The sequence below is a fragment of the Streptomyces kebangsaanensis genome (assembly GCF_001906585.1).
Lineage (GTDB): Bacteria > Actinomycetota > Actinomycetes > Streptomycetales > Streptomycetaceae > Streptomyces > Streptomyces kebangsaanensis.
Genome location: NZ_JUJA01000033.1, coordinates 121,071 through 134,954, shown reverse-complemented (window position 1 = coordinate 134,954; position 13,884 = coordinate 121,071). Strand labels below are relative to the sequence as shown.

The 13,884-nt window shown below is 71.4% G+C and carries 11 protein-coding genes; 8 read left to right on the top strand and 3 right to left on the bottom strand.

All coding sequences use genetic code 11. From position 1 onward, the window contains the following. On the bottom strand, nt 1-372 hold a 372-nt coding region (locus RH94_RS03935; RefSeq protein ID WP_073946248.1), incomplete at its 3' end, for a WhiB family transcriptional regulator. 148 nt (nt 373-520) lie between these two features. Then, nucleotides 521-1,228, bottom strand: a complete 708-nt coding sequence (locus tag RH94_RS03930; RefSeq protein ID WP_073946247.1) for a DUF1707 SHOCT-like domain-containing protein — start codon at nt 1,226-1,228, stop codon at nt 521-523. Nucleotides 1,229-1,445: 217 nt separating this feature from the next. Between RH94_RS03930 and RH94_RS03925 the strand changes: the two genes are divergently transcribed. The 5 genes from RH94_RS03925 to RH94_RS03905 all read left to right on the top strand — a co-directional run bounded on the left by RH94_RS03925 (nt 1,446) and on the right by RH94_RS03905 (nt 9,515). Next, nucleotides 1,446-3,113 carry a fumarate hydratase gene (locus RH94_RS03925; protein ID WP_073946246.1) on the top strand — a complete coding sequence of 556 codons (1,668 nt, stop codon included), beginning with the start codon at nt 1,446-1,448 and terminating at the stop codon, nt 3,111-3,113. Between the two features lie 375 nt (nt 3,114-3,488). Further along, nucleotides 3,489-4,484, top strand: coding sequence for a M28 family metallopeptidase (locus tag RH94_RS03920; protein WP_073946245.1), 996 nt, complete (start codon nt 3,489-3,491; stop codon nt 4,482-4,484). A 369-nt stretch (nt 4,485-4,853) separates the two neighbouring features. Beyond that, the gene (locus tag RH94_RS03915) at nt 4,854-6,257 is read left to right on the top strand and encodes a class II fumarate hydratase (RefSeq protein ID WP_073946301.1); all 1,404 of its coding nucleotides are present in this window, start codon (nt 4,854-4,856) and stop codon (nt 6,255-6,257) included. 93 nt (nt 6,258-6,350) lie between these two features. Beyond that, on the top strand, nt 6,351-7,043 hold the full coding sequence (gene fomD / locus RH94_RS03910; protein WP_073946244.1) for a cytidylyl-2-hydroxypropylphosphonate hydrolase: 693 nt from the start codon (nt 6,351-6,353) through the stop codon (nt 7,041-7,043). A 312-nt stretch (nt 7,044-7,355) separates the two neighbouring features. Further along, nucleotides 7,356-9,515, top strand: a complete 2,160-nt coding sequence (locus RH94_RS03905) for an ATP-binding SpoIIE family protein phosphatase (RefSeq protein WP_073946243.1) — start codon at nt 7,356-7,358, stop codon at nt 9,513-9,515. A gap of 95 nt (nt 9,516-9,610) precedes the next feature. Here RH94_RS03905 and RH94_RS03900 read toward each other — a convergent pair whose 3' ends face one another. Further along, entirely contained in the window at nt 9,611-11,962 is a 2,352-nt protein-coding gene (locus RH94_RS03900; protein WP_073946242.1) for a transglycosylase domain-containing protein, read from the bottom strand. 255 nt (nt 11,963-12,217) lie between these two features. Between RH94_RS03900 and RH94_RS03895 the strand changes: the two genes are divergently transcribed. The 3 genes from RH94_RS03895 to RH94_RS42250 form a co-directional block, all read left to right on the top strand. Then, entirely contained in the window at nt 12,218-13,162 is a 945-nt protein-coding gene (locus RH94_RS03895; RefSeq protein ID WP_073946241.1) for an SPFH domain-containing protein, read from the top strand. Beyond that, on the top strand, nt 13,159-13,416 hold the full coding sequence (locus RH94_RS03890) for a hypothetical protein (RefSeq protein ID WP_199880862.1): 258 nt from the start codon (nt 13,159-13,161) through the stop codon (nt 13,414-13,416). Before RH94_RS03895 ends, RH94_RS03890 begins: the two co-directional genes overlap by 4 nt. Before the next feature lie 249 nt (nt 13,417-13,665). Beyond that, the coding region (locus RH94_RS42250; RefSeq protein WP_234425515.1) for a PadR family transcriptional regulator at nt 13,666-13,884 on the top strand (219 nt) is incomplete at its 3' end.

Sequence of the window (13,884 nt, the reverse complement as noted above, 5' to 3'; positions counted from 1 at the left end):
GGCCGCCGCTATGCGCCCCGTCGTACGGGCCGCCTTCTTCAGCTCCAGGTCGCGGCGGCGGCGCCGGGCCAGGACGACACGGCGCTCGGCGGCGGTGAGGCCGCCCCAGACACCGTAGGGCTCGGGTTGCAGCAGCGCGTGCTCGCGGCACTCGACCATGACCGGGCAGCGCGCGCAGACCCGCTTGGCCGCCTCCTCCCGGGACAGCCGGGCGGCGGTGGGCTCCTTGGAGGGCGCGAAGAACAGGCCGGCCTCGTCGCGCCGGCACACCGCCTCGGTGTGCCAGGGCACGTCCTGTTCCCTGTCTCGCGCCGGCACCCGCTGGGCCGGAACGGCAGCTACCTGCAGGGACGAATGCGGCGGTTGCGGCACGGTCTTCTCCTGACGTCCTGACGACGGCTTCGCGAGCTGGAGGGTGCTCCGAGAGACGATGCAGCAAGGCCTACCCGCTGTGCGCGCGCCTATGCACTGAGTTCCGGACCGTGCGGTCGGTCGGGGGCCGGTCCTGACCGGAGGCCGGTCAGAGGTGCTTGCGCAGACGCTTGTCGACCTTGCGCTGCACCCGGTCGAGGATGTCCGCGACGAACTTGCCCCGCTTGGGCCGCGCCTCGACGTTGCCCATGACGGCCCAGCCGTCGACGTAGACAACGGGTGCCTCGGACTCGGCCGAGTCCAGCGTGACCACCTCGAAGTTGCCGAGGACGCCGCCGCCGGTGCCGCGCAGCGACACGTTCTCCGGGACGCGGACCTGCACGTCGCCGAAGACCGAGACGGCCTTGATCACGACCTGCTGGTACTCGAAGACCGCCTCGCTGAGGTCGATCTCCACACTGCCGAAGACCGCGTACGCGTGCAGCCTGCGTCCGGCGCGCCAGCGGCCCTTGCGCGAGGCCGCGCTGAACACCGCCACCACGTTCTCGTCGGCGACGGGGGGTATCGCGCCCGCCGCCGGGCGGTTCGGCGCGGGGGTGTACGCCGGAGCCGTACGGCCCTGGTGGGCGGCGGGCAGGTCCTGGATGAAGACCTCCAGCTCGCCGACCGTCTTGGCGCTCAGCACCCCCTCGACCCGCTCGGCGTGCTCGTCGGCGGTCAGACGGCCCTCGGCGAGGGCCTCGCGCAGGATGTCGGCGATACGGTCACGGTCGGCGTCCGAGGCCCGCAGCTCGGCGACGGGCGCGGGGGCGGGGGCCGCGGCCGCGCGCGGTTCGGTCTGCTTCTGAAGGTCCACGGCAGCAGGGTACCGAAACGCGATAGATCGCGACCAGGGGTGTGGACGGGCGGGTCGCGCCGAGGGCCGGGGCGGGGGTGAGGCGGGGCGGGGCTGAGGTGGAGGTGAGGTGGGGTGAGCCGGACCTCACAGGTTCGCCGCCAGTGGCAGGTCCTACGCTGGTTGGTGCCCGCCGGCGTCGGCGGGCGGCCGTCTGTCGAGTGAGGAATGGACTGCGATGCCGGAGTTCGCGTACACCGATCTGCTCCCCCAGGGTGAGGACACCACCCCGTACCGGCTGGTGACGTCCGAGGGCGTCTCCACCGTCGAGGGGCCCGACGGGCGTACGTTCCTCAAGGTCGAGCCGGAGGCGCTGCGCAAGCTGGCCGAGGAGGCCGTCCGCGACATCCAGCACTACCTGCGCCCGGCCCACCTCGCCCAGCTGCGCCGCATCATCGACGACCCCGAGGCGTCGGCGAACGACAAGTTCGTCGCCCTGGACCTGCTCAAGAACGCCAACATCGCCGCCGCGGGCGTGCTGCCCATGTGCCAGGACACCGGTACGGCGATCGTGATGGGCAAGCGCGGGCAGAACGTGCTGACCGCGGGCGAGGACGAGAAGGCCCTGTCCCGGGGCATCCACGACGCCTACACCAGGCTGAACCTGCGCTACTCGCAGATGGCTCCGCTCACCATGTGGGAGGAGAGGAACACCGGCTCCAACCTCCCCGCGCAGATCGAGCTGTACGCGACGGACGGCGACGCCTACAAGTTCCTGTTCATGGCCAAGGGCGGCGGCTCGGCCAACAAGTCCTTCCTGTACCAGGAGACGAAGGCCGTCCTGAACGAGGCCTCCATGATGAAGTTCCTGGAGGAGAAGATCCGTTCGCTGGGCACGGCCGCGTGCCCGCCGTACCACCTGGCGATCGTGGTCGGCGGTACGTCGGCCGAGTACGCGCTGAAGACCGCGAAGTACGCCTCCGCGCACTACCTGGACAACCTGCCGGCCGAGGGCTCGCCGCTCGGTCACGGCTTCCGGGACAAGGAGCTGGAGGAGAAGGTCTTCGAGCTGACGCAGAAGATCGGCATCGGGGCGCAGTTCGGCGGCAAGTACTTCTGCCACGACGTGCGCGTGGTGCGCCTGCCGCGGCACGGCGCGTCCTGCCCGGTCGCGCTCGCGGTGTCCTGCTCGGCGGACCGGCAGGCGCTGGCGAAGATCACGCCCGAGGGTGTGTTCCTGGAGCAGCTGGAGAAGGACCCGGCGCGGTTCCTGCCGGAGACGACGGACGCGCACCTGTCCGACGACAACGTCGTGGAGATCGACCTGAACCGGCCGATGGACGAGATCCTCGCGGAGCTGACGAAGTACCCCGTCAAGACCCGGCTGTCGCTGACCGGTCCGCTGGTCGTGGCGCGGGACATCGCCCACGCGAAGATCAAGGAGCGGCTGGACGCGGGCGAGGGCATGCCGCAGTACCTCAAGGACCACCCGGTGTACTACGCCGGGCCGGCGAAGACCCCCGAGGGCTACGCCTCGGGCTCGTTCGGGCCGACCACGGCCGGGCGGATGGACTCCTACGTCGAGCAGTTCCAGGCGGCGGGGGGTTCGAAGGTGATGCTGGCCAAGGGGAACCGCAGCAAGCAGGTCACGGACGCGTGTGCCGCGCACGGCGGCTTCTACCTGGGGTCCATCGGTGGGCCCGCGGCCCGGCTGGCCCAGGACTGCATCAAGAAGGTCGAGGTCCTGGAGTACGAGGAGCTCGGCATGGAGGCGGTCTGGAAGATCGAGGTGGAGGACTTCCCGGCGTTCGTCGTCGTCGACGACAAGGGGAACGACTTCTTCACCGACCCGGCGCCGCAGCCGACGTTCACGACCATCCCGGTGCGGGGACCGGGACTGGCATAACGCCTCCGCCGGCGTCCTCGGGGCCGGTCCGGGTGTCACCCGGGCCGGCCCCTGCCGTTCCGCCCGCCACCGCCCGCCGCCCGCACCCCGCCCCCGGCCGGCTGCGGCGGATCGGCGCCGCCGTCCACGGTCACGTCGCGCCGGTCACCTGACGCCTCCTCACCACGGGCCCGGTGAAGGCCCGTCGGCCGGCCACGGGCGCCCGCGCGTCCGGATGGCGGACGTCATGTTCCTTTTTTGGACAACCTGCCCGCACGGGCGCCTTTTTCGTTGACTCTCTCAACTTCCACTGTGAGTCTTCTCGCCAACTCGGCATGCGCATGCCATGTCAGGTTCCACGTGGCCACCCCACGGCCACTTCCCGAAGGAGACAGAGTGAGACGACGACTCGCCGTGGCAAGCTTCTCCCTCGCCGTCGCGCTCGGCTGCGGAACACTCCCCGCCGCAGCCGCAGCCGCCGCCCCGGCAGACGCCCGGCAGACGCAGGCCCCCGCGGACACGGGCCGGTCCACCACCGTGAACGCGATCGCCGCGCCCGACATCGACGTGACCAAGGTGCGGGCGCACCTGAGCGAGTTCAGCGCCATCGCCGGCCGCAACGGCGGCAACCGCCGCTCCACCACCCAGGGCTACCGCGACTCCGTCGCCTACGTGAAGGGCAAGCTGCAGGCGGCCGGCTACACCGTCACCGAGCAGCCCTGCACCTCCGGCTGCACCAGCGGAGCGGGTCCCAACCTGATCGCCGAGTGGCCGCGCGGCGACGCGAACAACGTGTACATGTTCGGCGCCCACCTCGACAGCGTCTCGGCGGGCCCCGGCATGAACGACAACGGCTCCGGCTCGGCCGCGCTCCTCGAGAACGCCCTGACCCTGGCGCAGCAGAACCCCACCCTGCGCAACCGGGTCCGCTTCGCCTGGTGGACCGACGAGGAGCAGGGTCTCAACGGCTCGAAGTTCTACGTCCGTTCGCTGTCCTCGGCCCAGCGCGCCACGATCCGGGCGTACTACAACTTCGACATGGTCGCCTCGACCAACGGTGGCTACTTCATCAACCACATCACCTCGTCGGCCGCCGCGCCGATGAAGGCGTACTGGGACTCGCTGGGCCTGCGGCCCGAGGAGAACACCGAGGGCGCCGGGCGCAGCGACGACTACCCCTTCGAGCAGGCCGGCATACCCACCTCCGGTTACGCGATGGGCGCCAGCGCCCGCAAGACGTCGACGCAGGCCGCCAAGTGGGGCGGCACGGCCAACGCCTCCTACGACCCCTGCTACCACCGGTCCTGCGACACCCTCACCAACATCAACACCACCGGCCTGGACCGCGCGGCCGACGGCATCGCCCACACCCTCTGGCAGCAGGCCGTGTAAACCGCCACCGGGAACCCGGGACGCCAGGTCCACGGTCGAGGCGGGCGGCAGCACGCTCGCCACACCGTCCGGCGCCGACGCCCGCAGCGGACACGTGCGGCGCCCGGTCGACCCGACGGCGACGCGGGCCGCCGGGTGGCCGTCTCCCCCCACGGCCGGTGAGGACGCGTCCCCGCGGACGGGCCTCCTGGTCGACGGCGCGGCCCTCCGGGGCACCCGGCCGGCGCCGGCCCCGCACGGGCTCCGCCCCGCCGCCTCCTCGCGGCGGGGCGGAGCCCGTTCCGGGTACCCGGGCGGGATGCTGTCAACGGGGAGCCGGCAGGAACACACCCGGCCGGCACCACTGCCGTGAACTTCGGAGGTACGACGATGACGACCACGGACGACGACCGGCGCTACCGCGTCGAGCACGACTCCATGGGCGAGGTGCGGGTCCCCGCCGACGCCAAGTGGCGCGCGCAGACGCAGCGCGCCGTGGAGAACTTTCCCGTCTCCGGGCAGCGGATCGAGCGCGCGCACATCGAGGCGCTGGCGCGGATCAAGGGTGCCGCAGCCAAGGTCAACGCGGAGCTCGGCGTGCTCGACGGGGACATCGCCGGGGCGATCCGGGCGGCGGCGGAGGAGGTCGCCGAGGGGAAGTGGGACGAGCACTTCCCCGTCGACGTGTTCCAGACCGGGTCCGGGACCTCCTCCAACATGAACGCCAACGAGGTCATCGCCACCCTCGCGAGCGAGCGGCTCGGGCGGGACGTGCACCCCAACGACCACGTCAACGCGTCGCAGTCGTCCAACGACGTCTTCCCCTCCTCCCTCCACATCGCCGCCACCGCCGCCGTCACCCGCGACCTGATCCCCGCCCTGGAGCACCTCGCGGCCGCCCTCACCCGCAAGGCCGAGGAGTTCGCCGACGTGGTGAAGTCCGGGCGGACGCACCTCATGGACGCCACGCCCGTGACCCTCGGTCAGGAGTTCGCCGGGTACGCCGCCCAGATGCGGTACGGGGTCGAGCGGCTGCACTCCTCCCTGCCCCGGCTCGCCGAACTGCCGCTCGGCGGGACCGCGGTCGGCACCGGCATCAACACCCCGCCCGGGTTCTCCGCCGCCGTCATCCGGGAGGTCGCCCGCGCCACCGGGCTCCCGCTCACCGAGGCCCGCGACCACTTCGAGGCGCAGGGCGCCCAGGACGGCATCGTCGAGACCAGCGGGCAGCTGCGCACCATCGCCGTGGGGCTGACGAAGATCGCCAACGATCTGCGGTGGATGGCCTCCGGCCCCCGGACCGGGCTCGCCGAGATCTCCCTGCCCGATCTGCAGCCGGGGTCGTCCATCATGCCGGGGAAGGTCAACCCGGTCGTCCCCGAGGCCGTCCTCATGGTCTGCGCCCAGGTCACCGGCAACGACACCACCGTCGCCACCGCCGGCGCCTCCGGCAACTTCGAGCTCAACGTCATGCTCCCGGTCATGGCCAAAAATGTCCTGGAGTCCGTCCGGCTGCTGGCCAACGCCTCCCGGCTGCTCGCCGACCGCACCGTGGACGGGATCGTCGCCCACCGGGAGCGCGCCCGCGAGTACGCCGAGTCCTCCCCTTCCGTCGTCACCCCGCTCAACAAGTACATCGGGTACGAGGAGGCGGCGAAGGTCGCCAAGAAGGCGCTGGCCGAGCGGAAGACCATCCGCCAGGTCGTCGTCGAGAGCGGGTACGTCGAGCGCGGGCAGCTCACGGCCGAACAGCTCGACGAGGCGCTGGACGTCCTGCGGATGACACACCCGTGACACACACCCGTGGCACCTCGGCACCTGCCGTCCGGGCGTGGATCCGTGACGCCTTCGGCGGCATCAGGTGCCCCGGGCACCTAAAATCTGCTCATGGCAGACGACGGAGCGACCACACGCGCGGCCGCGGGCGGTGCGACGGCCCGCTGGGCCCGGGGCAGCCAGATCCTGTGGCGGTACCGGGAGAACGGTGGCGCGCGCTTCCACATCGCGCGCCCCGTCACCGTCGTACGGGACGACCCGGACCTGCTCGCCGTGTGGATGGCGCCCGGCACCGAGTGCGTCAAACCCGTGCTCGCCGACGGCACCCCCGTCCACCTGGAACCGCTCGCGTCGCGCTACACCAAGCCGCGGACCGTGCGGCGCGACCGCTGGTCCGGCACCGGCGTGCTGAAGCTGGCCCGGCCCGGCGAGCCCTGGTCGGTGTGGCTGTTCTGGGAACCGGGCTGGCGGTTCAAGAACTGGTACGTCAACCTGGAGGAGCCGCTCGCCCGCTGGGCGGGCGGAGTCGACTCCGAGGACCACTTTCTGGACATCTCCGTGCATCCGGACCGCAGTTGGCACTGGCGCGACGAGGACGAGTTCGCGCAGGCACGGCGCGACGGGCTGGTGGACGCCGGGCTCGCCGAGCGGGTCGAGGCCGCCGGCAGGGACGCCGTGGAGGTGATCCGCGCCTGGCGGTCCCCGTTCTGCGAGTCCTGGCAGCAGTGGCGCCCGGACCCCGCCTGGGCGGTACCGTCACTCCCGGACGACTGGGACCGTACGTCCGCGCACATGGCCTCATGAGGCCCTTGATGCGCACCCGGGCGGGAAACGTAGGATCGTCCTCCGCAACAATCGGAACGATCGAACAGGGATCAGGAGCAACTCCCGGACCGCGGGCCGGGTCTGACCGGACGTCACCGAGGGGCGGCAGGACGTGAGCGAGGGGTACGACGGCAACACCCGTGCGGGCCGCGAACGGTTCGCCGGTTGCACAGGAACAACCTCTGACCACGCCGGAAATCCGTTCCTGGGGCATGTATTCCGGGTATTGGGTCTTCGGCGGGACGAACTGCGCGCCCGGCGCGCGGCCCCGGACGGATGGATTCGACACGCGTGACGGAGCAGCCGACCTCCTTCGAACGCCCCCAGGCGGGCGCCGACCCCACGGACACCCGTGGGGCACTCCTGCGTTCCCCGGCCGCCTCGGCGTTACCGCAACAGTCCCGCGCCGCCGGGTCCGAGCACTCCCAGTCCGCGTCCGCCGAGCCCGGCGCCCACCGTCCGCGTCCCGCGCCGGAAGGCATCCCGGCCCAGCCGGACGCGGCGGCCATGACGGCCGAGGCGGAGTCCGCCGAGGGCGGGGCGAGCGGTGACGGGGCCGGCAAGGGCGAGGACGGGACCGGCAAAGGCGGGAGCGCGGACCACGGGACCGGCGACGGCGCGTCCCCCGGCGGCCGGGACCGCAGGGCCCGGCGCGGTCTGCCCCCCGGCGGCAAGGAACGCCGTACCGGCCGGGGGCTGCCGCCCGGCCGGCCGTCGCCCATGCGGCGGGACGGGGACCGGCTGCGGTTCGTGGGGGCGGCCACGCGACGCATCGCGCGCGGCATGGACCTCGACGAGATCGTCATGGGCCTGTGCCGGGCCACCGTGCCGACCTTCTCCGACGCCATCCTCGTCTATCTGCGCGAACCGCTGCCGGTGGGCGACGAGCGGCCCACGGGCCCGCTCGTGCTGCGGCTGCGCCGCTCCGACCGGATCCCGTCGGAGCGCGACACCGACGGCGTGTACGTGCCGCCGCCGGTGCCGGAGCAGCCGGCGGAGCTGTCGGTGGTGACCAACGAGCTGTGCGAGGTACGGCCGGGCAGCGCGCTGGGCGAGGTGCTGCGGGGCGTACGGCCGGTGTTCACGGACACGGCGTCCGCCCAGGTGGCCCTCACCGAACTCCTCGGCGAGGGATCCGAGTTGGCGGTGCCCGACGGGCAGCGCACCATTCTCGCCCCGCTGCGCGGCCGGCGCCGCGTCATCGGTGCCGCGCTGTTCCTGCGCCGCCCGGAGCGCCATCCGTTCGAGCCCGACGACCTGCTGGTAGCCGCCCAGCTCGCCACGCACAGCGCGCTGGGCATCGACAAGGCGGTGCTGTACGGCCGTGAGGCGTACATCGCCGACGAGCTGCAGCGCACGATGCTGCCCGAGACGCTGCCCCACCCCACGGGCGTACGGCTGGCCTCGCGCTACCTGCCCGCCGCGGAGACCGCGCGGGTGGGCGGCGACTGGTACGACGCGATCCCGCTGCCCGGCAGCCGGGTCGCCCTCGTCGTCGGTGACGTCATGGGCCACTCCATGACCTCGGCCGCGATCATGGGGCAGCTGCGGACGACCGCGCAGACCCTGGCCGGGCTCGACCTGCCGCCGCAGGAGGTGCTGCACCACCTCGACGAGCAGGCGCAGCGCCTGGGCACCGACCGCATGGCGACCTGCATGTACGCCGTCTACGACCCCGTCGCGCACCGCATCACCATCGCCAACGCCGGCCACCCGCCGCCCGTGCTGCTGCACCTGGGCGGCCGGTCGGAGGTGCTGCGGGTGCCGGCGGGCGCGCCGATCGGTGTCGGCGGGGTCGACTTCGAGGCCGTGGAACTGGACGCCCCGGCCGGCGCGACCCTGCTGCTCTACACCGACGGCCTGGTCGAGTCGCGCCTGAGGGACGTGTGGACGGGCATAGAGCAGCTGCGCGAGAGGCTGTCGGCGACCGCGCAGCTCACCGGCCCCGACCATCCGCCGCCGCTGGAAGCCCTGTGCGACGAGATCCTGGACATGCTGGGTCCGGGCGACCGGGACGACGACATCGCGCTGCTCGCCGCCCGCTTCGACGGGATCGCGCCGAGCGACGCGGCGTACTGGTCCCTGGAGCCGGAGGACTCCGCCCCCGGCCAGGCCCGCCGCCTGGCCCGGCAGGCACTGGTCCGCTGGGGTCTGGAGGAGCTCACCGACTCCGTGGAGCTGCTGGTCAGCGAGGTCGTCACCAATGCCGTGCGCTACGCCTCCCGCCCGGTCACCCTCCGTCTGCTGCGCACCGACGTACTGCGCTGCGAGGTCGGCGACGACGTGCCGCAACTGCCGCGCATGCGCCAGGCCCGCGCCACGGACGAGGGCGGCCGCGGACTGTACCTGGTGAACAAGCTGGCCCGGCGCTGGGGCGCGACGCGGTTGAGCACGGGCAAGGTGGTCTGGTTCGAGCTCAACCACTCGGCCGGGAACGACCAGGCCCGCTGACCGGCACCAGGACGATCAGCACGGCTCAGTACGACTCGGCACGGCTCAGCACGCCGAAGGGGCGCCCGGACGGACCGGGCGCCCCTTCGTGCCGCTCACTGACCGTTGAGGTTGAGCAGGCTGTCGGTGGTGGCGGTGGTGTCGTCCGTCGGCTCCCTGGCCGGCGGGCTGTCGCTCGGGGACTGCGACGGGCTCTGGCTGGGAGGCGGCGACGAGGTGGACTGGCTGGGAATCTCGCTCGGCGTCTCCGACACCGGCGGGGCACTGGTGGTGGGCGACTCGGACGGGCTCTCGCTGGGCGACTCGCTGGGCGACGGGCTCTCCGAGGGCTGGACCGCGGCACCCTGCTTGGTGTCCAGGTCGAACTTGCTGATCTGACCCATCACACCGAAGGTGTACTCGGCCCAGATCTGGGCCGGGAAGCCACCGCCGTTGACACGCGGCTCGCCACCCGTCCCGTACAGCGGGACGTGCTTGCCGTTCTGCTTCAGGTCCTCGCCGAACAGGCCCACCGCGGTGACCAGGTTCGGCGTGTAGCCGACGAACCAGGCGGACCTGTTCTCGTCGGACGTACCCGTCTTGCCCGCGACCTGCTGGCCGTTGCGCCGCGGGTTGTCCCGCACCGACTTCTGGGCCGTACCGTCGTCGACCACGCCGGTCAGCACCGAGGTGACCGTGTCGGCGGCCTGGCGGCCGATGACCTGGTCACCGATCGGGTCGGGCATCTTGACCGTACGGTCCCGCTGCTCGGCCGACTTGACGATGGTCGGGGTGACCTTCTCGCCGTGGTTGGCGAACGTGGCGTAGATCCCGGCCATCTCCAGCGGGCTCGCGCCCATGGAGCCCAGCGTCTGGGCGGGGACCGCCTGCATGCCCTTGGTGTCCATGCCGAGCTTGCCGGCGACGCCCATCACCCGCTCCATGCCCACGTCGATGCCCATCTGCGCGAAGGCGGAGTTGACCGACTTGTTCATGGCCGTCTGGACGGTGATGTCGCCGTAGTTCTGGTCGTCCTCGTTGGGCGGCCCGAAGCCGACCTTGGTGCCGTGGTCCACGACCTGGCGTCCGCTGGTGCCGTCGTAGATCGTGTTCGCCGCGATCGGCTGGCCGTCCTGGGTCTTGGCGTCGTGCTCCAGGGCCGCGGCCAGGATCACCGGCTTGAAGGTGGAGGCGGGCTGGTAGTCGGACCGGGTCGCGTTGCTCAGGTAGTGCTTGAAGTAGTCCTCGCCGCCGTACAGGGCGACGATGTGCCCGGTCTTCGCGTCGACGGAGACGGCGCCGGCCTGGACGTGCCCGTCGACCTTGCGCTCCTTCGGGTCCAGTTTGCCGGTCAGCTGCGACGTGACCGCCTTCTCCAGCGCGGCCTGCTTCTTCTTGTCAATGTTCAGGGTGATGTTCCAGCCCTGGCCGTCGACCGCCTGCTCCGCCTGGCCCTGGGTCAGGCCCTGGTCCTTCATCAGCTGCTGCGCGAGCTGGCGGTTGGCGAGCGCGATCAGGTAGCCCTTCTGGCCCTCCTGCCCGGGAGCGGGCCGGGGTTCCTTGGGGACGGGGAACTTCATGGTCTGCCGCTCGGCGGCGTTCAGCCAGTTCTGCTCGACCATGTTGTCGAGCACGTAGTTCCAGCGGTTCTTGACGAGTTCCTTGCCGTTGTCGCTCGCGACGGCCCAGTCGTACTGGCTCGGGGCCTGCATCAGGGCGGCGAGGTAGGCGCCCTGCTCGACGCTGAGTTTCTTGGCGTCGACGTGGTAGTAGGCCTGCGCGGCGGCCTGGATGCCGTAGGCGCCCCGGCCGTAGTAGCTGGTGTTGATGTACCCGGCGAGGATCTCGTCCTTCGACATCTTCTGGTCCACCTTCAACGAGATGACCAGTTCATTCACCTTGCGTGTGACGGTCTGGTCCTGGTTGAGGTAGAAGTTCTTGACGTACTGCTGGGTGATCGTCGACCCGCCCTGCGCGCCCTTGCCCGACAGCGTGTTGAGCAGACCGCGGGCGGTGCCCTTCAGGTCGACGCCGTTGTCGGTGTAGAAGGACTTGTTCTCGGCCGCGACGAAACAGTGCTGGACGGCCTTGGGCACCCTGTCCAGGTCCACCATCTCGCGGTTGACCTCGCCGGTACGGGCCAGGATCGTGCCGTCGCTGTACTTGTAGACGTTGCTCTGGCGTGTCGCATCGGCGTTGCCCTCGGGTACGTCCACCACCAGGTACAGCACGATGAAGGCGCCGATGCCCAGCAGGCAGACACCGAAGAACGTGCCGAGGATCTTCCTCCAGGTGAACAGCCGGCGTATGCCGCCCTTCCTCCCGGCCGGCCGGGATGCGGCCCTGCGCGCCGCGGCCCTGCCGCCTTCGGCGGAGCCGATGCCGGCCGCCGGTGCCCCGGACGAGCTCCTGGGCGCCGCGCGGCGGCCCCCGCGCTGCCGCGCTCGTCTCTCTTCCGCTCGTCCCATGGGTCCGTCCGCTCCGCTTCCGTCTCGGCAGTCACTCACGTGGGTGCAGGTCAGCTCAGAAAGCTAACACCGACGTCTGTGGCAAAGGCCCCCCGATTCACCCCTTATCGGACGTGAGAATGAGCACCTGCCCCGGAAGAACCGACGCTCCATACGCCCACAGGGTTGTCATGGCGCGAAAAAGTGATATCACTTAGCTAGACAGACGCTATGAGTCGACGGCTCACCGGCCGTACGAGAACGGGGGGACCCGCCATGTCCGCACAACCACTGCAGGACTCCACGTCCACCACCGGCCTGCCCGACATGCCCGAGCCGCGGGTGCGCGAGTTCCCGGCGCACAGCATCGGGGGCGGACTCGCCCTGCTGCTGGGCCTGCTCGGAGTGCTGGTCGCGGTGGCGCTGGTCGCGGGCGGCGCGATGGTCACGGCGACCGGCGCCAAGGCCGCGCTGATCGTCGTGGGCATCCTGACCGGCATCGCCGCGCTGCTCGCGATGAGCGGGCTGAACATGGTCGCGCCGGGCGAGGCGCGGGTGGTGCAGCTCTTCGGCCGCTACCGGGGCACGATCCGCGAGGACGGGCTGCGCTGGGTGAACCCGTTCACCTCCCGGGAGAAGATCTCCACCCGCGTCCGCAACCACGAGACCGCCGTGCTGAAGGTCAACGACGCCTACGGCAACCCGATAGAACTCGCCGCGGTCGTCGTCTGGAAGGTACGGGACACCGCGCAGGCCACCTTCGAGGTGGACGACTTCCTGGAGTTCGTCTCCACCCAGACCGAGGCGGCCGTACGCCACATCGCCATCGAGTACCCGTACGACGCCCACGAGGAGGACGGCCTCTCCCTGCGCGGCAACGCCGAGGAGATCACCGAGAAGCTCGCCGTCGAACTGCACGCGCGCGTGGAGGCGGCCGGAGTGCAGATCATCGAGTCCCGCTTCACGCACCTGGCCTACGCCCCCGAGATCGCCTCGGCGATGCTCCAGCGGCAGCAGGCCGGCGCGGTCGTGGCGGCCCGGCGCCAGATCGTGGACGGCGCGGTCGGCATGGTCGAGGCGGCGCTCGCCCGCATGTCCGAGCGGGACATCGTGGAACTGGACGAGGAGCGGAAGGCGGCGATGGTGTCGAACCTGATGGTGGTGCTCTGCGGCGACCGGGCGGCGCAGCCGGTGCTGAACACCGGGACGCTCTACCAGTGACGGCTGCCGAGGAGGGGCCCTCCCCCAGGCGCAGGCCGCAGCAGCGCAAGCAGGTGCTGCTGCGGCTGGACCCGTCGGTCCACGACGCGATCGCCCGGTGGGCCTCGGACGAACTGCGCTCGGCCAACGCCCAGATCGAGTTCCTGCTCCGCCGCGCCCTGGCGGAGGCCGGACGACTGCCCGGGGACACGGGCCCCCTGCCCCGCCGCGGCCGCCCACCCGGGGGCTCCGCCCCCGGACCCCCGTCGGCCTGAGGAACCTGGACCTCGGGTCGTCGGACCTGAGGGTTGCCAGGTCCGAGGACCGCTTGGGGCTGGAGGCCGCCGGACCTGAGGGCCGTCGGGGTACGGGCGGTCGCCGGGCCCGGGCGGGCGGGACCAGGCGAGCCGGTGTCGTGGCAGAACCGTGACAATCGGTCCCCACCTGCGGGATCGCACCCCTCGCCACGCAGTGGACACTCCGCGTATACATGCTGCGTATACACCGTGTGTACAGTGCTTCTCATGTCCATCGGTCACACCCTTTTGGGACTCCTGGAGTCCGGCCCGCGTCACGGCTACGACCTGAAGCGGGCCTTCGACGAGAAGTTCGGTCACGACCGGCCGCTGCACTACGGCCAGGTCTACTCGACGATGTCCCGCCTGCTGAGGAACGGGCTCGTGGAAGTCGAGGCGATCGAGGCGGGCGACGGCCCCGACCGCAAGCGCTACGCCATCACCGAG

What these genes read in the sequence shown, in the direction of transcription:
- RH94_RS03925 (WP_073946246.1), top strand. Translation starts at nt 1,446, where the DNA reads ATGCCGGAGTTCGCGTACACCGATCTGCTCCCCCAGGGTGAGGACACC.
- RH94_RS03915 (WP_073946301.1), top strand. Translation starts at nt 4,854, where the DNA reads ATGACGACCACGGACGACGACCGGCGCTACCGCGTCGAGCACGACTCC.
- fomD (WP_073946244.1), top strand. Translation starts at nt 6,351, where the DNA reads ATGGCAGACGACGGAGCGACCACACGCGCGGCCGCGGGCGGTGCGACG.
- RH94_RS03900 (WP_073946242.1), bottom strand. Translation starts at nt 11,962, where the DNA reads ATGGGACGAGCGGAAGAGAGACGAGCGCGGCAGCGCGGGGGCCGCCGC.
- RH94_RS03895 (WP_073946241.1), top strand. Translation starts at nt 12,218, where the DNA reads ATGTCCGCACAACCACTGCAGGACTCCACGTCCACCACCGGCCTGCCC.